Origin of the sequence: Pseudonocardia sp. (assembly GCF_050246655.1) — a bacterium.
Taxonomy (GTDB): domain Bacteria; phylum Actinomycetota; class Actinomycetes; order Mycobacteriales; family Pseudonocardiaceae; genus Pseudonocardia.
In genome coordinates, this window is sequence record NZ_JBFWVQ010000013.1 from 74,198 (window position 1) to 90,027 (window position 15,830).

Genomic DNA, 15,830 nt, shown 5'->3' on the forward strand with positions numbered 1-15,830 from the left:
GTGATCACTGATTGCGTGACAGGAGCTGCACGGGTGCACGCCGGGTCACGGGAACGATGATCACCGTTCGTCAGATCGGGCGTCCACCCCGGCCTCCCGGCGCTGCTCCGCGGTGATCGGCGCCGGTGCGGCGGTGAGCGGGTCGAAGCCGCCGCCCGTCTTCGGGAACGCGATGACCTCGCGGATCGAGTCCACCCGGGAGAGCAGCGCGCAGATCCGGTCCCAGCCGAACGCGATGCCGCCGTGCGGCGGCGGGCCGTAGGCGAACGCGTCGAGCAGGAAGCCGAACTTCTCCTGGGCTTCCTCGGCACCGAGCCCCATGATCTCGAAGACCCGTCGCTGCACGTCCGCGCGGTGGATACGGATGGAGCCACCGCCGATCTCGTTGCCGTTGCAGACGATGTCGTAGGCGTAGGCCAGGGCGTTGCCCGGGTCCGCGTCGAACTTGTCGATCCACTCGGCGTTCGGCGAGGTGAACGCATGGTGCAGGGCCGTCCACTGGCCGCTGCCCACGGCCACGTCGTCGGTGTCGGCGGTGGCCTCGAACATCGGGGCGTCGACGATCCAGACGAACGACCACGCGGACTCGTCCAGCGCCCCGGTGCGCCGCGCGATCTCGCCTCGGGCGGCACCGAGCAGGGCCCGCGCGTCGTTCGGGCGGCCCGCGGCGAAGAACACGCAGTCCCCCGGCGCGGCGCCGACGGCGGCGGCCAGGCCCGCCCGCTCCGCCTCCGAGAGGTTCTTGACGACGGGGCCGCGCTCCTCGGGGGCGCCGTCCTCGCCGATCAGGACGTACGCGAGGCCGCGGGCGCCGCGCTGCTTGGCCCACTCCTGCCAGGCGTCGAGCTGGCGGCGGGCCTGCGACGCCCCGCCGGGCATGACGACGGCGCCGACATAGGGGTTCTGGAAGACCCGGAACGTGGTGTCGGCGAAGTAGGCGGTGAGGTCGGTGAGCTCGATGCCGAAGCGCAGGTCCGGCTTGTCCGAGCCGAAACGGTCCATCGCCTCCGCGTAGCTCATCCGCGGGACGGGGCGCGCGATCTCGTAGCCGATCAGCGCCCAGAGCGCGGCGAGCACCTCCTCGGCGAGCGCGATGACGTCGTCCTGCTCGACGAAGCTCATCTCGATGTCGAGCTGGGTGAACTCGGGCTGGCGGTCCGCGCGGAAGTCCTCGTCGCGGTAGCAGCGGGCGATCTGGAAGTAGCGCTCCAGCCCGCCGACCATCAGCAGCTGCTTGAACAGCTGCGGGCTCTGCGGCAGCGCGTACCAGCTGCCCGGGCGCAGCCGCGCGGGGACGAGGAAGTCCCGCGCGCCCTCGGGGGTGGAGCGGGTGAGCGTCGGCGTCTCGACCTCGACGAACCCGCGGCGGTGCAGCACCTCGCGGGCCGCCCGGTTGACCTCGCTGCGCAGCCGCATCGCGGCGGCCGGGGCGCTGCGGCGCAGGTCGAGGTAGCGGTGCTTGAGCCGGACCTCCTCGCCGACCTCCACGTGCCCGTCGAGCGGGAAGGGCAGCGGCGCCGACTCCGACAGGACCACGAGCTCCGTGGCGAGCACCTCGATCTCGCCGGTGGGGATCTCCGGGTTCTCGTTGCCCGCGGGGCGGCGGGCGACCTCACCGGTGACCCGCACGCAGAACTCGGCGCGCAGCCGGTGCGCGCGCTCGGCCATCTCGCCCTCGCGGAAGACGACCTGGACGGACCCGGAGGCGTCGCGCAGGTCGATGAAGATCACCCCGCCGTGATCGCGGCGCCGCGCCACCCACCCGGCGAGGGTCACGGTCTGGCCGGCGTGCCCGGCACGCAGCGTGCCGGCGGAGTGGGTGCGCATCACGGTGTCGAGGCTATCCGGGCGCCTGCGGGCCGCGGCCAGCAGGTTTCCCTCGCGCGACGGCCGTGCACACCGTCTCGCGCCGTGCACACGACCGGGTCACGGTGCACACGGCCCGACGTCTGCACGGTGACGTCACGGTGTGCACGGAGCCTCGCGCCGGGCACGCGAGCCCGGCCCGGCGATCCGGCGAGGGCGGCTGGGACCGCTACTCGGCGGCGACCCGCAGCTCGCGCAGCAGCGCATCGAGCTCGGCGGCGGTCCGGGGGCCGGGCCCGCCCGGGGCGGACGGGCCGAGCAGGTCGAGCAGCCGTTGCACCGCGGGCGCCCAGGCAGGACCCAGCCGGGCCGAGGCGAGCAGCGCCGGATCGCCGAGCACGGTGGCCGGGTCGCCCGTGCGGACCCGTCCGTCCGCGACGAGCGCCACCTCGTCGGCCCAGCGGACGGCGAGATCGACGTCATGGGTCGAGACGACGACCGTGGTGCCGTCCGCGTGCAGCTCGGCGAGGGTGGCGAGCAGGGCCTCCACGCCCGCGGGGTCCAGCCCGGCCGTCGGCTCGTCGAGGACGAGGACACGCGGGCGCATGGCCACGGCGCCGGCGATCGTCGTGCGCTTGCGCTGGCCGAAGGACAGCTCGTGGGTGGGCCGGTCGGCGAGATCGGCGATCCCCAGGGCGTCGAGCGCGGCGGCGGTACGCGCCCGCACCTCGGCCCGCGGGAGCCCCATGTTCGTGGGCCCGAACGACACGTCCTGGGCGACGCTCGCGGCGAAGAGCTGGTCGTCGGGGTCCTGCAGGACCAGCTGCACGGTGCGGCGCAGGACACCGAGCCCGCGCCGGTCGTGGCGCACCGCGGCGCCGTCGAGCAGGACCGCGCCGCTCGCGGGCCGTAGCGCCCCCGCGAGCAGCCGGAAGAGCGTCGTCTTCCCGCCGCCGTTGGGGCCCAGCACGGCGAGGCGGCGGCCCGCGACGACGTCGATGCTCGCCCCCGTGAGCACCGGCACGCCGGGCCGGTAGGCGAAGCCGACCTCGCGGGCGGCGAGGACGGCGCTCACGGGTTCCACGCCGTCGCCACCAGCGTCATACCGACGACGGCGCCGACGACGGCGAGCGCCCCGGCCACGAACGCCCGCGAGACCGGCCGGTCCTCCAGCTCCACCCGCAGCGACCCGCTGTAGCCGCGCAGGGCCAGGCCCTCCTCCAGCCGTCGCGCCCGGTCGAAGGCCTGCACGAAGATCGCCCCGCCCTGCCCCGCGACCGAGCGGATGCTCGTCCGCCACCCGGAGAACCCGAGGCGGGCGGCCTGGGCCTCGCGGACCCCGCGAGCGGTGTCGAGCAGCAGGAAGAGCAGCCGGTAGGTCAGCGCGGCGATCTCGGTGACGGCCGCCGGCACACCGAGGCGTTCGAGGCGGGGCAGGACGTCGGCCATCGGGGTGGTCGCCGCGAACAGCAGCAGGCACAGCAGCGCGCCAATCGCGCGGCCGACGACGTTCGCCGCGGTGGCGGGCCCCGCCGGGTCCCAGGCGATGCCCTGGGGCCCGCCGACGCTCACGAGCATCGGCAGCGTCCCGGTGAGAATGAAGGCGAGCGGTACGCGCATCGCACGCCACAGCTGCGCCGGGGCGAGACCGGCCGGCCCGAGCAGCGCCACGAGGGCACAGCCGCCCGCGAGCGCAGCGCCCGGCCACGGGGGCAGCGCGACGGCACAGGCGAGCAGCCCCAGCGACAGGACGGCCTTCTCGCCCGGATGCCGCAGGCGCCACCGGTTGCGGTAGGCGATCTCGTCCAGCGGCAGCATCAGCCCCCGTCCCCGGACGTCGTCGGAGACTGGGCCGACTGGGCCGACTGGGCCAGCCTGCGGCGGGTGCGCGCGACGCCGAAGAAGTAGCCGAGGAACCCGGCGCCGATGGCGGCCTGCAGGGCGAACAGCCCGGAGGCCACCTCGCCGGACGGGGGCTCGTAGATCGGGGCGAACCACGGCTCGTAGCCGGGGTCGTGCTCGGTGACCTGCTCCATGGCGAGGCCGTCGGAGCCCTCGAAGTCGCCGTCGACGGCGACGAGGGGCGCCGCGGCGATCAGCACGACCAGCACGATCAGGCACAGGTTGACCAGGGCGAATCGCGACATCTCAGGCTCCGGTGCGGGTGCTGGGGGCCGTGGTGGCTGCGGGGGCGGGAAGGACGCCGAGCCGGGTCAGCTCGGCGGGGCTCACCCGGACGAGCAGGCGGATCATCAGCACGGTGAGCAGTCCTTCCGCGATCGCGAGGGGGATCTGGGTGATCGCGAAGATCGAGCCGAACTTGGCGGCCGCACCGAGGACGCCGGTGGCGGCGTCGGGGAACGCGAGCGCGAGCTGGACGCTCGTCACGCAGTAGGTGGCGAGGTCACCGAGGGACGCGGCGAAGAAGACCCCGAGCTCGAGGCCGCCCCCCGCGGCACGGGTGAGCCGGTAGGCGCCGTAGGCGACCCAGGGGCCGACGATCGCCATCGAGAAGACGTTCGCCCCGAGCGTGGTGAGGCCGCCGTGGGCGAGCAGGACGGCCTGGAAGAACAGCACGATCGTCCCGAGCAGGGCCATCACGGGTGGTCGGAAGAGGACGGCGCCCAGGCCGGTGCCCGTGGGGTGCGAGCACGAGCCGGTGACCGACGGCAGCTTGAGGGCGGAGAGCACGAAGCTGAACGCACCCGCCGCACCGAGGAGCAGGCGGCTGTCGGGGTCCTCGCGCACCTGACGGACGACGGCGCGGGCGCCGTGGACGACGAACGGTGCCGCGGCGAGACCCCAGGCAAGGCTGTGCAGGGGCGGGAGATAGCCCTCGGCGATGTGCATGAGCCGCGCCTTCCTTCACAACGGAACTGTTCCTACAGAAGGTACGTGCGGCCGAAGCATCGCGGCAAGGCTTCACAGATACGCAGGCGACCGATTATTCCGTGCTAGATTATTCCACACGACAGCATCTTGGGAGGTGTCCCATGCACCTCGTCGGCCCCGACGAACCCCCGAACGTCATCGACGGCGCGCTCGTCTGCGACACCGTCGCCCACCTGCCCGCCTTCGAGGTCATGCACGACTGGGTCAAGCGCTTCGCGCTCATGGCCGACCCGACACGACTCACGATCCTGCTGTGCATCCGCCGGGCGGGCGAGATCTGCGTGACCGACCTGGCCGCCGCCGCGCAGGTCCGCGACACGACCGCGTCGCAGGCGCTGCGCCTGCTGCGTGTCCACGAGGTCGTCGAGCCGCGCCGGGCGGGTCGGGTCGTCTACTACCGCCTCGTCGACGACCGGATCCGCGACGTGCTGGACCTCATCGACGGGCCACCCGTCGTCCGTCACGCCCAGGCCTCCAGCACTCGGTAGCGGGCGGCCGCCTCCTGGAAGCGCCGCTCGCGCTCCGCCTCGTCGAGCACCGGACACGTCCCGCACCAGTGCCCGTGGGGCGGGGCGCAGCGAAACGCCAGGCAGCAGCCGCGCCGCACGACCCGCATCCAGTCCTCGCCGCCCTGCGCCGACACCGCGACGGTGACGAGGCCGCGCAGCCGCGGCTCGGCGTCGAGGAGCGACCGCGTCGGTGCGGCCATCCCGGCGCGCTCCGGCAGCGTCCACGACAGCGCGAGCAACGCCCCCGCGAGCGCGGCCGCGACGTTCGACCACAGGACCCGCAGCGGGGCCCTGGTGAGCGCGTGCACGGCCGCGACCAGCGGATCCAGGTGCTCGTCGAGCAGCGCGGCGAGGGCCCGTCCCACGTCGCCGCCGCGCGGTGCCGCGTCCGGGAAGCCCACGCCGATCACCCGGTCGCGCTCCGCACGCACCGACACCCCGGTGAGTGCCGGATCGGGCCAGCGACCCTCCTGCACGGCGCCGCCGAGCACGGGCCAGCCGAGCAGCCGGGAGTACCCCAGCACCAGGAGCGAGCCCGCGACGGCGTCCGACGGCGCCCCGCGCGCGGCCCGCTCGGCCGCGACGGCCGCCGCCAGCCGGCCGTGCGACAGCTCCGCGGCCGGCCACCACCCGGGTGTGCCCGCCGCCACCGTCTCGGCCGCGAACCGCGCGGCGACCAGCGCCGGCAGCGGCGGGGCGGGCGAGCTCACCGCGACGCCGGCGACTTCCCGAATGCGCCCAGGTCGCGCAGCACGGTCGCGGACAGGTTGGGGACCCGCGAGCAGTCCGTCGTCACGTGGAAGGTCGTGGCGTGGTGCACCCGCAGCAGCTCGCCGAACTCGATCGGCGTCACGTCGCCCGCCTCGTCCAGGATGCGGGCGGCGTTCTCGAACTCCTCACGGGTCAGGCAGGCGCGCCACAGCCGCTGCCGCACGCACAGCTGGTCGTCGTCGACATGGTCGACGACGAGCTTCGACGAGCCCACCAGCGGGGGTAATGCCATCCCCGGCTCGTAGCGGGCGGTCACGTCGGCCCAGGTCACGGTCATCCGGTACTCCCTCTCCCCCAGTCCTCGGTGCTCCGGTGGCGGCCCAGCCCCGCCACGACGAACTCGTCACGGCGCCCGCGGGCGCGCACCCCGAGGGCCCGCAGCGCCACCGACACCGGCGCGGCGGAACCGGGGAACGGTTCGCCCCGGCCCAGCAGCCGCGGTCCCACGACGAGCTGCCCCGAACGCCACACGGCTGCGCACTGCCGGCCCTCGCGGCCGACGTAGTCGGCTTCCACGTACGCGACCGGGCCCGCGAGCGACGCCGCCTCGATCAGCGCCACCAGCCCGGGGACGAGGGCGTGGAACCCCGACTCCGGGCCGGCCAGCAGTGCCCGACGGTCCGCGGCGTGCGGGGTACCCCCGGCCAGCCGGCGCAGGCCCATCGCGCACAACGCCGCGGGCGTGGCGTCCGCGGCCATCGCCGCCGTGACCGGCAGCAGCGCGATGCCGGGCACGTCGAGCGCGACGAGCCGCGCCCGCGGGAGGGCGCGGACGACGAGCAGGAGCGCCCCCGGCGGGCCGAGCATGCCCGCGAGCTCGTAGCGCATGCCCCCGTCGGGCGGGCCCTCCGGTCCGGCGCTCATTCGAGGACGCCGAGATCCTTGAGCACGTGCGCGGCCGACGTCGCACGGGCGTCGACGACCATCGCGCGGTACTCCTCCACGAACAGCCCCGCGTGGCGGGTCATGCGATGGGACTCCACCAGCTCCACCGCCCGCTCCAGGTGCTCGCGGGCGAGCGTGTCGTGCCACAACCGGTGCCGGATGTGGACGCCGGTGGCGTCCGCCCCGGTGATCTCCAGGGACTTCCCGCCCGCGACGGTCGGGATCCGCGCCCCCGCCGCGTACCGGTCCACGACGAGGTCCCAGTCCAGCGCCATCTCAGGTGGTCCCGTCCGGGTCGGCGGTGGCGAGCCCCGGCCGGACGGCCTCAGCCACCGCCGCGAGCATCTCCGCCCGCACGGTCGCGGCCCCGTCCTCGTCGCAGCCGAGGGCCGCGGCGAGGGCAGGATCGTCCTCGCCGCGGACGCACGTCACGACCAGGGCGTGACGGTGGACGCGGGACAACCCGGCGATCCGCGTGCGCAGCACCGCCCAGTCGCACACGGCGGCGAGCGTCCCGGCGTCCGCCTCCGCGATGCGGGCCTCCGCGAGGCGCGCGATCCGCCCCGAGTACGGCAGGCCCCAGTAGCGGAAGACCGCGGGCCGCGCCACCAGCCCCGCTGCCACCTGTACGGCCACGGGCCCGGCCAGCCGGGCGTCGGTCAGCCGGTGCGCGCACGTGTACTCGACGGCCTGGTAGGTCAGGCGCACCCGCTCGACCCACTCGTCCCACTCGGCGTCGAGCGGGTTCACCCCGGTCACGGTCATGCTGTCCTCCCGGTCGATGCCTGACGACGGCACGGGCCGGTGGCGGGATCCGGGGATCCCGCCACCGGCCCGACTGGTCACGGCGTCTCGACGACCGTCTTGACCATCCCGGCGATGTGCGCGCCCTGGACCTCGGTGAGGTCCTTGGACGCCGGCGCGTCCCCGCGGATCGCCTCGTGCGGGACGACCACCCAGCACGCGCAGCCCCAGATGCACTCCCCCGCCATCCCGTCGAACCGGATGGACTGCTCGGAGAGCATCACGCCGAGGTCGAGCAGCCAGGAGTGCATCATCAGCTTGTCGTCCCACGACTCGATCGCGTCGTAGGCGTCGCGGGCGGCGTAGAAGGCCGTCAGGTCGGTCTTCGCCACGCCCGGGATGACGACGTTGGAGTACGCGGTGAGCTCGTCGAAGAACTCGCCGACCGTCGTGTTGATCGTGCCGTCCTCGCCCTCGAGCACGAAGGGCTGGAGCGTGTCGTGCAGCTTCTTCTCGAGCGTCTCGTTCCACAGCTCGCGCGGGGCCACCGTGTGGGCCTCGATGTAGTCGGTCTTGAAGCCCTCCTTGAGCCCCGACCACTGCGGGATGTAGCCGATCCACTTGCTGACGACCTCGCGCCACTTGCTACGCGGCTCGCCCGGCAGCACCTCGACGCCGGGGTGGGTGTACTTGGCGACGTCGAAGATCGTCCAGGCCCGGTCCCCGGAGGTGTTGCGCTCGTGCGGCGCGCCGGTGAAGCCGGCCGGGCGCAGCATCTTGAACAGCAGCCGCCCGTTGTCCTGCACGACGAAGCGGGTGAACGAGTCGTTGATGAACTTGCGGGTCACGCCCTTGCGCAGGGCGTCGCGGATCGCCGGCTGGCCGGTCTTGGTGTACTGGCCGAGGCGCTGCCAGGAGTGCTCCTGCGGGAGGGCGAAGAAGCCGCCGGTGAACGGGTTCTTGTAGAGGTCGCCCCAGACGGCCATGACGCCCTGGTTCTTGGCGTCGTCGAGCATGCAGTCCAGCTCGTTGATGGTCGGGAACAGCGCCGCCTGCCCGCCCGCGTGCTCCTCGTCGCCGGAGAACGGCATCACGCCGACGCCGACGACCGGGATCCGGCGGCCGAGCTTGACGTTGGATAGGTGGCGGGCCAGGTCGACGACCATGCCCGAGCCGGTGCCGCCCGCCAGCGAGAAGAACACCAGCACCAGCGAGGGCAGTCGGGTGGCGTTGATGGAGGCGACGAAGTCGTCGAGCTCCTTCTCCAGCGCCTTGTCCTCGCCGTAGTAGTAGTGGCCGTAGATCGCCTTCGACACCGCGCGCGGGAACGAGTCGCCCGCCTTGGGCATCTCCAGGTCCCCGGGCAGCCACGGCTCGTAGTTGGGGTTCCAGTAGTAGCGCGGGTACTCCATCTTCAGGAACTCGCGCCAGCGGTTGAGGCTGGTCATGAGGTCCTTCTTCTCCGGAACATCCAGCGAGACCACCCGCACCTGTGCGCGGTCGGTGGGGATGCCGCGCTCGGTGAGGCGCTGCTCGAAGCCACCCGCGTACTCGTTGAGCTCGTGCTGGTCCTGATCGCCGATGTCGATCGACAGGCCGGTGAACCGCGCCCGCGGGTCCTCCAGCATGTCCTCGATCTCACCGGTGCGCAGCAGCGCCTCGACCATGTAAGCACCGGTCTTGCCGATGCCGATCGCGTGAATACAGTGCGGTGACTGGGCTCCGGTCGCGCTGTGGTACATCGACAGACCCATGGGGTGTCCCTCCTCGTCGGCGTGCGACGGCGCCGCACGTCGGTGTCGTGGTCGTGCGTTCGGTGACGTCTGTGGGGCTGGGGTGGGCTGCGACAGGGCTACTCGACGTAGCCCAGGTCCTTGAGGATCGTCGCGGCCGTGGTGGGGCGTTCATCGGCGATGTAGGTGCGGTAGTGGTCGATGACGTCGCCGTAGTTGCGGGTCATCTGGCCCTCGTCGAGCAGGCGCATCGCCTTCTCCAGGTGCGCCCGCGTGATCTTGTCGCTCCAGAGCCGGTGCGAGACGTAGATGTACTCGTCGTCGGCACCGGTCACCTTGAGCGTCCGCGCGCCGGGCATCGACGGGAGCTCGGCGCCGTCCTTGTAGCGGGCGACGATCTCGGCCCACTCGATGGCCATCAGCTGCCCCCCGAGACGGGTGCGGGCTTCGGGGCCTCGATCGTGGCGGTGGTTTCGGCGGGCGCCTCCTCGCCCCGGATCGCCGCGTGCGGGACGACCACCCAGCAGGCGCAGCCCCAGATGCACTCGCCACCCATGCCGTCGAAGCGGATGGAGGGCTCGCACAGCATGACGCCGAGGTCGAGCAGCCAGGAGTGCATCATCAGCTTGTCGTCCCACTCGAGCGGGTCGTACAGGTCGCGCGAGGGGACGAACAGGTCCAGATCCAGCTTCGAGGCCCGCGGGACGACCACGCTGACGATGCCGGCCGCGTCGTCGGCGGTCTCGACGACCGGGTCGACCCGGGTGGCCGCGACTCCCGGGAGGGCCTTCGTGACGGCCGCCGCCGCCTCCTCGGCCTCCCGGCCCGAGCCGAGCACGCGCGCCTCGACGTACTCGGTGGCGAAGCCCGGTTTGAGGCCGAGCGAGGACAGCGAGCCCGCGTCGTCGAGCGAGCGCGTGGTGAGCAGGTTGATCCAGCGGTCGCTCTGCTCGCCGCGGATCGCGGGGTGCCACTGGTCGCCCGGGACGGCGAGCCAGTTGAGGGCCTTGAGGGTCTCGTAGAGGTGGCGGCCGCCGCCCGCGGACAGGAACTTCGCGATGCCCGGGACGGTGTCGGTGCCGGCCTCGGCGGGGACGGCGAAGAAGCCGCCGGTGAAGGGGTTCTTGTACAGGTCGCCCCACACCGCCATGACGCCGTTGTTCTTCTCGGTGTCGACCATGCAGTCGAGCTCGTTGATCACCGGGAAGAAGGCGGGCTCGGGCGACTCCGGCAGGAAGCCGAGGCCGACGACCCACGGGCGGCGGCCCAGCTTGATCGAGGACAGGTGGCGGGCGATCTCGACGACGATCCCGCTGCCGACCGTCTCGGCCAGGGAGAAGGCGACCACGACGAGCGGGGTGCGGTCGCTCGAGAGCACGCCGGCGGCGAACTCGTCGAGGGCCTGGGTGATCTCGCGGTTCTGGTAGTACTCCGACCCGTAGATGGCCTTGGCCAGAGCGCGGTCCATCGGCTCGCCGGGGCCGGGGAGCTCGAGGTCTCCGGGCAGCCACGGCTCGTAGTTGGGGTTCCAATAGTACCGCGGGTACTCCATCTTCAGGAACTCGCGGTAGCGGTTGAGCGCGGACGAGAGGTCGCCGCGGTTCGGGATCGGCAGGTCGACGGTGCTGACGGAGCCTCCGGCGACCGCCGCGAGGCGCTCGCCGGCGCCGACGTCGACCGCCAGTGCGGTGAACCCCTCGGGTGCCTCCGACAGCATCGCGGCCACCAGCGACGTGCCGGTGGGCCCGAGGCCCAGGACGTGCACCGAGAAGGGGCCTTCGTGGTCGCCGGCGTGGTGCACCTTCTCCTTGCTCAGGGCCTCGATCCTGGCGAGCGCGGTCTCGTGACCGTGGCCGTGCCCGTGGTCGCCGTGGTCGTGCTCGTGATCGGTCGCCATGTCTGGTGCTCTCTCCTTCGGCGGGTCGGTGCCGCGGTGGTGGACGCGGGATGATGTTGCAACATACGTGAATAGTGTCTGATGGCAATACCTCCATTGTAAAGTAACCGTGTGGGTCGGACCACCACGAGCGGCGTCCGGACCACAGACGGCTTAGGCTGACACTGTTCGAACTGACAGCAAGACTGTCGACGACGACGGGGGGACCCATCCGTGACACGATCCGGCGAACCAGCGCACGCCAACGGCGGTCCGACCCTGAACCGGGTCCTCGCGCAGGTCGAGCGCCTGTTGACCCGCCGCATCGAGGCGGTCCTGAGCAGCAGGGGCATGACCATCGACCAGTGGCGTGTCGTCGACCTGCTCGCCGACGGCGAGGGACACCCGATGTCCGAGATCGCCGCCGCGATCGTCGTTCCCGGCCCGACCCTCACCAAGATCGTGGACCGGCTCGTCGACGCGGCGACCGTCTACCGGCTCGTCGACTCCCGGGACCGCAGGCGCGTGCTGGCCTTCCTCTCCGACGACGGCCGCGCGCTGCACACCGAGCTCGCCCCGCGCGTCGCCGACATCGAGCAGGCCGCCCTCGCCACCGTCCCGGGCGACGGACCGGCGCTGCTCGACATGCTCGACCGCCTCGCGCGCGAGCCGGCGTCGACGGCCCGGGCCCGCTGATCCCCGCACGACCCGGTCAGACGCCGCTGTGGATCTCCGCCAGGACGTCGAACTCCAGGCCGTCCGCCCGGGCGAGGTAGATCCGCTGTGCGAGGTGACGGTTGCGGACCCGCACGCTCCCCCGTGGTCCCTCGTAGGCCACCGAGTCCGCCACCGCGTTGATCGACGACACCTCGATGCTGCGTGCCGCCGCCGTCAGGCGGGCCAGGAGCGTCAGGCCCTCGAAGCAGGATTCCCCCGGTGAGGTGATCGCCGGGGCGGTCGGGCCCATCTGCTCGATGTAGCGGCTCTCGAAGTCCAGGCTGTACTGCGTGCCGAGCGCCTCGAAGAAGCCGGCCGCCGAGTACAGCTCGTGCGCGTTCGCGGCACCCGTGGCGAGCAGCATGTTCTCGTCCATCAGTGGGCTGAGCCGCAGACATCGCTCCGGCAGGCGCATCTGGGTGAACGACCGGTTGAACCGCACCGCGTCCGACCCGAGCAGGAACATCAGCACGCCCTGCACGCGCGCCCGCTCGACGCGGCGCAGCATCGGGCCGTACTCCTCGGTCCCCATCGGGACGAACTCCTCGTGCACGATGTCGGCGCCGACGATGTGCGCGAAGCGGCGCGCGGCCCTGGCCGAGGTCCGCGGCCAGACGTAGTCGTTGCCCACGACCGCCCACCGGCGCACGCCCAGCTCGCGGGCCATCCAGTCCATCGCGGGCAGGAGCTGGTAGCCCGGCGTCTCGCCCGTGAGATACACGCCTGGCGAGTGCTCGCCGCCCTCGTACACCGCGGTGTAGACGTACGGGACCCGCCCGGCGACCCGCGCGGCCACCGCCTGGCGCACCGCCGAGTTGTGCCAGCCCGCCACCGCCTCGACCCGCCCGGCCTCCACCAGCGCGCCGACCTCGGCCGCGACGGCCCGCGGCGCGCGGCCGCCGTCGACCGGGACGAGGCTCACCTCGCGGCCGAGGATCCCGCCGGCAGCGTTGATCTCCGAGACGGCGAGGCGGCCGCTCGCCTTGCACGACGGGCCGTAGATGCCCGACGTGCCGCTGGTCGGAATGACGAAGGCGATCTCCATCAGGTCCGATGCCATGCAGCCTCCTCCCGGAGGTAGCTCAGAGCTGCCAAGTCTTCTCCGAACCTGTTGCGACCGTGTTGACGGGAGACTGCGCACATCGAGTGAACCTGGCGCCGCAAGGCCGCGACCTTGACGACACCCTACCAGGATGAATATCTTCAGTTGGAATATCTCGTAGTTACAGTAATGTGACCGTCCTCAGGGAGGCCTTCAGTGCGTCACGGTGATATCTCGTCGAGCCCCGACACGGTCGGCGTCGCCGTCGTCAACTACACGATGCCCCGGCTGCACACCAAGGCCGAGGTGCTGGACAACGCGCGCAAGATCGCCGAGATGCTCGTCGGGATGAAGGCAGGCCTGCCCGGCATGGACCTCGTCGTCTTCCCCGAGTACTCGACAATGGGGATCATGTACGACCAGGACGAGATGTACGCGACCGCCGCGACCGTGCCCGGCGAGGAGACGGAGATCTTCTCCGACGCCTGCCGCCGCGCCCGCACCTGGGGCGTCTTCTCGATCACCGGCGAGCGCCACGAGGACCACCCGAACAAGCCCCCGTACAACACCCTCGTCCTCATCAACTCCGACGGCGACATCGTGCAGAAGTACCGCAAGGTGCTGCCCTGGACGCCGATCGAGGGCTGGTACCCCGGCGAGACCACCTACGTCACCGACGGCCCCAAGGGCCTCAAGATCTCGCTGATCATCTGCGACGACGGCAACTACCCCGAGATCTGGCGCGACTGCGCGATGAAGGGCGCCGAGCTCATCGTCCGCCCGCAGGGGTACATGTACCCGGCCAAGGAGCAGCAGGTCCTCATGGCCAAGGCCATGGCCTGGGCCAACAACTGCTACGTGGCCGTCGCGAACGCCGCGGGCTTCGACGGCGTCTACTCCTACTTCGGCCACTCCGCGATCATCGGCTTCGACGGCCGCAGCCTCGGCGAGTGCGGCGAGGAGGAGATGGGCATCCAGTACGCCCAGCTGTCGCTGTCGACCATCCGCGACGCCCGCGCCAACGACCAGTCGCAGAACCACCTGTTCAAGCTCCTGCACCGCGGCTACACCGGCGTGCACGCCGCGGGCGACGGCGACAAGGGCGTGGCCGACTGCCCCTTCGACTTCTACAAGATGTGGGTCACCGACGCCCAGAAGGCCCAGGAGGCCGTCGAGACGATCACCCGCTCGACGATCGGCGTCGCCGACTGCCCCGTCTACGACCTGCCGTACGAGCAGACGAAGAACGCCTGACCGTCCAGGGATGCCGTTCCTCAGCGACCGATTCCACGACCAGAACCGGCGCGACGGCCGGACGGATCTCACCGGTCCGTCCGGCCCACCGGGCTCGCCCGCCCCGGCGAACCGTACGGGCGCGTTCGATGCGGCCGCGGTGGCGTCCGCCGTCGGCGACCGCGTCGTCGGCCAGCCGGGCGCCGTGCGTGCGCTGCGCCGGGCACTCGTCGTCACGCAGGCGGGGTTCCACGACCGGGAACGCCCCCTGGCGAGCATGCTGCTGGTCGGGCCGACCGGTGTCGGCAAGACCGAGATGGTGCGCAGGCTCGCCGCCCAGCTGCGGGGTGGGCCCGACGACCTGTGCCGCGTCGACATGGGGCAGCTCGCGCAGGAGCACTACGCCGCCTCGCTCGCCGGCTCCCCGCCTGGGTACGCGGGCAGCCGCGAGAGCCACAGCATGTTCGACCGCGACACCGTCGAGGGCACCCCCTACCGGCCCGGAATCGTGCTCTTCGACGAGATCGAGAAGGCGCATCCGGTGGTGCTGCGCGCCTTGCTCGGCGTGCTCGACCGCGGCGTGCTCACCCTGGCCAACGGCGAGCGGACGATCTCCTTCCGCAACGCCTTCGTGTTCCTCACCTCCAACCTCGGCTCGCGCGACCTGGCCCGCCGCCGCTCCCGGCCGTGGCGGCGGTTCGTGGATGCCGCCGCGGCGGCGCCGGTGCTCGGGCCGCCCGCCACGCGGCTGGCCGCGGGGCTGCGCGGCCGGGAACGCGGCACCGTCGACGGCGCCGTGCGCGACTTCTTCGATCCCGAGTTCCTCAACCGCCTCGACGAGGTCGTGTACTTCACCGAGATCGCCCCCGACGTCGCCGAGGCGATCGTGGCGCTGCAGCTGCGCGACGTTGCCGCGGTGTTCCGCCGCCGTGGCGCCGAGCTCGACGTCGGGCCCGGAGTGGTGGAGTACCTGGTCCGCAAGGGGTTCGACCCCGTACTCGGGGCGCGCGGGCTGGCCCGCGTCGTCCGCGCGAGCGTGGTCGTGCCGGCGGCCGAGGCGCTGGTGCGGCACCGGGCGGGGTCCGTGGCGGGGCCGGGCGGGTCGGGCTCCGTGGCCGGGCCGGGCGGCGGGGCCGCCGCCAACGGGGACTCGGGTGGGCTGTGGGTGCGGGTGGACGTGGTGGACGGCGCCGTCGCGGTGGCGGCGTCCGAGGGCCCCGGCCCGTCGGTCCCGGCCTGACCTCGAGGGGTGCGGGGAGCCGCTCGGCAGGGCTCCCCGCTGCTCCCCGCTGCTCCCCGCTGCTCCCCGCTGCTCCCCGCTGCTCCCCGCTGCGTCCGGGTCCCTCCTCGCAGGGGTCCGGGTCCCTCCTCGCAGGCTTCCATCGCACCTCGCAGAGGCTCAGGCATCTCCTCGCAGGGTTTGGACGCGCCTCGCAGACGTACTGGCACCTCCTCGCAGGGTCCCGGCACGCCTCGCAAAGGCTGCAGCCCCTGCGAACCGCATCCAGCCACTGCGAGGAGGCGAGTGAACCAAACCGGTCGGAGTCCGCCCCGGCCCGCCCGCGGCCCCCCCCAAAGCACCCCGGACCCAAAACAGCCCCGTCCGCCCGCAGCACACCCCG

Annotated in this window: 18 protein-coding genes; 4 read left to right on the plus strand and 14 right to left on the minus strand. The window is 72.6% G+C overall.

Features of this window, described 5'->3' with window-relative positions:
* Positions 1 to 60: 60 nt before the first annotated feature.
* From aspS to AB7J25_RS07350, 5 genes are all read right to left on the minus strand, one after another.
* Positions 61 to 1,830, minus strand: a complete 1,770-nt coding sequence (aspS, locus tag AB7J25_RS07330) for an aspartate--tRNA ligase (RefSeq protein ID WP_428506409.1) — start codon at positions 1,828 to 1,830, stop codon at positions 61 to 63.
* A gap of 205 nt (positions 1,831 to 2,035) precedes the next feature.
* Positions 2,036 to 2,890: an energy-coupling factor ABC transporter ATP-binding protein gene (locus tag AB7J25_RS07335; RefSeq protein ID WP_428506411.1), complete on the minus strand. Its 855-nt coding sequence runs from the start codon at positions 2,888 to 2,890 to the stop codon at positions 2,036 to 2,038.
* Positions 2,878 to 3,624 (minus strand): cobalt ECF transporter T component CbiQ, encoded by a 747-nt coding sequence (cbiQ, locus tag AB7J25_RS07340; protein ID WP_428506413.1) that lies wholly within the window; start codon positions 3,622 to 3,624, stop codon positions 2,878 to 2,880. The genes AB7J25_RS07335 and cbiQ overlap by 13 nt, the downstream gene beginning before the upstream one ends.
* Positions 3,624 to 3,953 (minus strand): energy-coupling factor ABC transporter substrate-binding protein, encoded by a 330-nt coding sequence (locus AB7J25_RS07345; RefSeq protein WP_428506415.1) that lies wholly within the window; start codon positions 3,951 to 3,953, stop codon positions 3,624 to 3,626. Before AB7J25_RS07345 ends, cbiQ begins: the two co-directional genes overlap by 1 nt.
* Before the next feature lies 1 nt (position 3,954).
* The gene (locus AB7J25_RS07350) at positions 3,955 to 4,656 is read right to left on the minus strand and encodes an energy-coupling factor ABC transporter permease (protein ID WP_428506416.1); all 702 of its coding nucleotides are present in this window, start codon (positions 4,654 to 4,656) and stop codon (positions 3,955 to 3,957) included.
* A gap of 143 nt (positions 4,657 to 4,799) precedes the next feature.
* Between AB7J25_RS07350 and AB7J25_RS07355 the strand changes: the two genes are divergently transcribed.
* On the plus strand, positions 4,800 to 5,186 hold the full coding sequence (locus AB7J25_RS07355) for an ArsR/SmtB family transcription factor (protein ID WP_428506418.1): 387 nt from the start codon (positions 4,800 to 4,802) through the stop codon (positions 5,184 to 5,186).
* On the opposite strand, the gene AB7J25_RS07360 is transcribed toward AB7J25_RS07355, so the two are convergent.
* The 8 genes from AB7J25_RS07360 to AB7J25_RS07395 form a co-directional block, all read right to left on the minus strand.
* Positions 5,159 to 5,917: an IucA/IucC family C-terminal-domain containing protein gene (locus AB7J25_RS07360; protein WP_428506420.1), complete on the minus strand. Its 759-nt coding sequence runs from the start codon at positions 5,915 to 5,917 to the stop codon at positions 5,159 to 5,161. The two genes, AB7J25_RS07355 and AB7J25_RS07360, sit on opposite strands and share 28 nt — an antisense overlap.
* On the minus strand, positions 5,914 to 6,255 hold the full coding sequence (locus tag AB7J25_RS07365) for a hypothetical protein (protein ID WP_428506422.1): 342 nt from the start codon (positions 6,253 to 6,255) through the stop codon (positions 5,914 to 5,916). Before AB7J25_RS07365 ends, AB7J25_RS07360 begins: the two co-directional genes overlap by 4 nt.
* Positions 6,252 to 6,842, minus strand: a complete 591-nt coding sequence (locus tag AB7J25_RS07370) for a hypothetical protein (protein ID WP_428506424.1) — start codon at positions 6,840 to 6,842, stop codon at positions 6,252 to 6,254. Before AB7J25_RS07370 ends, AB7J25_RS07365 begins: the two co-directional genes overlap by 4 nt.
* Complete coding sequence (locus AB7J25_RS07375; protein WP_428506426.1) at positions 6,839 to 7,138, minus strand: hypothetical protein; 300 nt, start codon at positions 7,136 to 7,138, stop codon at positions 6,839 to 6,841. Before AB7J25_RS07375 ends, AB7J25_RS07370 begins: the two co-directional genes overlap by 4 nt.
* A 1-nt stretch (position 7,139) precedes the next feature.
* Entirely contained in the window at positions 7,140 to 7,628 is a 489-nt protein-coding gene (locus AB7J25_RS07380) for a hypothetical protein (RefSeq protein WP_428506428.1), read from the minus strand.
* Between the two features lie 77 nt (positions 7,629 to 7,705).
* Positions 7,706 to 9,361, minus strand: a complete 1,656-nt coding sequence (locus AB7J25_RS07385) for a tubulin-like doman-containing protein (protein WP_428506429.1) — start codon at positions 9,359 to 9,361, stop codon at positions 7,706 to 7,708.
* A 98-nt stretch (positions 9,362 to 9,459) separates the two neighbouring features.
* Positions 9,460 to 9,759, minus strand: coding sequence for a hypothetical protein (locus AB7J25_RS07390; protein ID WP_428506431.1), 300 nt, complete (start codon positions 9,757 to 9,759; stop codon positions 9,460 to 9,462).
* Positions 9,759 to 11,237, minus strand: a complete 1,479-nt coding sequence (locus tag AB7J25_RS07395) for a hypothetical protein (protein WP_428506433.1) — start codon at positions 11,235 to 11,237, stop codon at positions 9,759 to 9,761. Before AB7J25_RS07395 ends, AB7J25_RS07390 begins: the two co-directional genes overlap by 1 nt.
* Positions 11,238 to 11,567: 330 nt before the next feature.
* Here AB7J25_RS07395 and AB7J25_RS07400 point away from each other — a divergent pair, with 330 nt between their 5' ends.
* Positions 11,568 to 11,912, plus strand: a complete 345-nt coding sequence (locus AB7J25_RS07400; RefSeq protein ID WP_428506435.1) for a MarR family transcriptional regulator — start codon at positions 11,568 to 11,570, stop codon at positions 11,910 to 11,912.
* Between the two features lie 16 nt (positions 11,913 to 11,928).
* Here the strand turns inward: AB7J25_RS07400 and AB7J25_RS07405 are convergent, their stop codons facing one another.
* Complete coding sequence (locus tag AB7J25_RS07405; protein ID WP_428506437.1) at positions 11,929 to 12,993, minus strand: substrate-binding domain-containing protein; 1,065 nt, start codon at positions 12,991 to 12,993, stop codon at positions 11,929 to 11,931.
* A 198-nt stretch (positions 12,994 to 13,191) separates the two neighbouring features.
* Between AB7J25_RS07405 and AB7J25_RS07410 the strand changes: the two genes are divergently transcribed.
* Both AB7J25_RS07410 and AB7J25_RS07415 read left to right on the plus strand, forming a co-directional pair.
* Complete coding sequence (locus AB7J25_RS07410) at positions 13,192 to 14,229, plus strand: aliphatic amidase (protein WP_428506439.1); 1,038 nt, start codon at positions 13,192 to 13,194, stop codon at positions 14,227 to 14,229.
* A 10-nt stretch (positions 14,230 to 14,239) separates the two neighbouring features.
* Positions 14,240 to 15,448: an AAA family ATPase gene (locus AB7J25_RS07415; protein WP_428506441.1), complete on the plus strand. Its 1,209-nt coding sequence runs from the start codon at positions 14,240 to 14,242 to the stop codon at positions 15,446 to 15,448.
* The last annotated feature ends 382 nt before the right edge of the window (positions 15,449 to 15,830 follow it).

Coding starts and splice junctions, on each gene's coding strand:
- cbiQ (WP_428506413.1), bottom strand. CDS start 3,624: ATGCTGCCGCTGGACGAGATCGCCTACCGCAACCGGTGGCGCCTGCGG.
- AB7J25_RS07345 (WP_428506415.1), bottom strand. CDS start 3,953: ATGTCGCGATTCGCCCTGGTCAACCTGTGCCTGATCGTGCTGGTCGTG.
- AB7J25_RS07350 (WP_428506416.1), bottom strand. CDS start 4,656: ATGCACATCGCCGAGGGCTATCTCCCGCCCCTGCACAGCCTTGCCTGG.
- AB7J25_RS07355 (WP_428506418.1), top strand. CDS start 4,800: ATGCACCTCGTCGGCCCCGACGAACCCCCGAACGTCATCGACGGCGCG.
- AB7J25_RS07365 (WP_428506422.1), bottom strand. CDS start 6,255: ATGACCGTGACCTGGGCCGACGTGACCGCCCGCTACGAGCCGGGGATG.
- AB7J25_RS07370 (WP_428506424.1), bottom strand. CDS start 6,842: ATGAGCGCCGGACCGGAGGGCCCGCCCGACGGGGGCATGCGCTACGAG.
- AB7J25_RS07375 (WP_428506426.1), bottom strand. CDS start 7,138: ATGGCGCTGGACTGGGACCTCGTCGTGGACCGGTACGCGGCGGGGGCG.
- AB7J25_RS07380 (WP_428506428.1), bottom strand. CDS start 7,628: ATGACCGTGACCGGGGTGAACCCGCTCGACGCCGAGTGGGACGAGTGG.
- AB7J25_RS07385 (WP_428506429.1), bottom strand. CDS start 9,361: ATGGGTCTGTCGATGTACCACAGCGCGACCGGAGCCCAGTCACCGCAC.
- AB7J25_RS07390 (WP_428506431.1), bottom strand. CDS start 9,759: ATGGCCATCGAGTGGGCCGAGATCGTCGCCCGCTACAAGGACGGCGCC.
- AB7J25_RS07395 (WP_428506433.1), bottom strand. CDS start 11,237: ATGGCGACCGATCACGAGCACGACCACGGCGACCACGGGCACGGCCAC.
- AB7J25_RS07400 (WP_428506435.1), top strand. CDS start 11,568: ATGACCATCGACCAGTGGCGTGTCGTCGACCTGCTCGCCGACGGCGAG.
- AB7J25_RS07405 (WP_428506437.1), bottom strand. CDS start 12,993: ATGGCATCGGACCTGATGGAGATCGCCTTCGTCATTCCGACCAGCGGC.
- AB7J25_RS07415 (WP_428506441.1), top strand. CDS start 14,240: ATGCCGTTCCTCAGCGACCGATTCCACGACCAGAACCGGCGCGACGGC.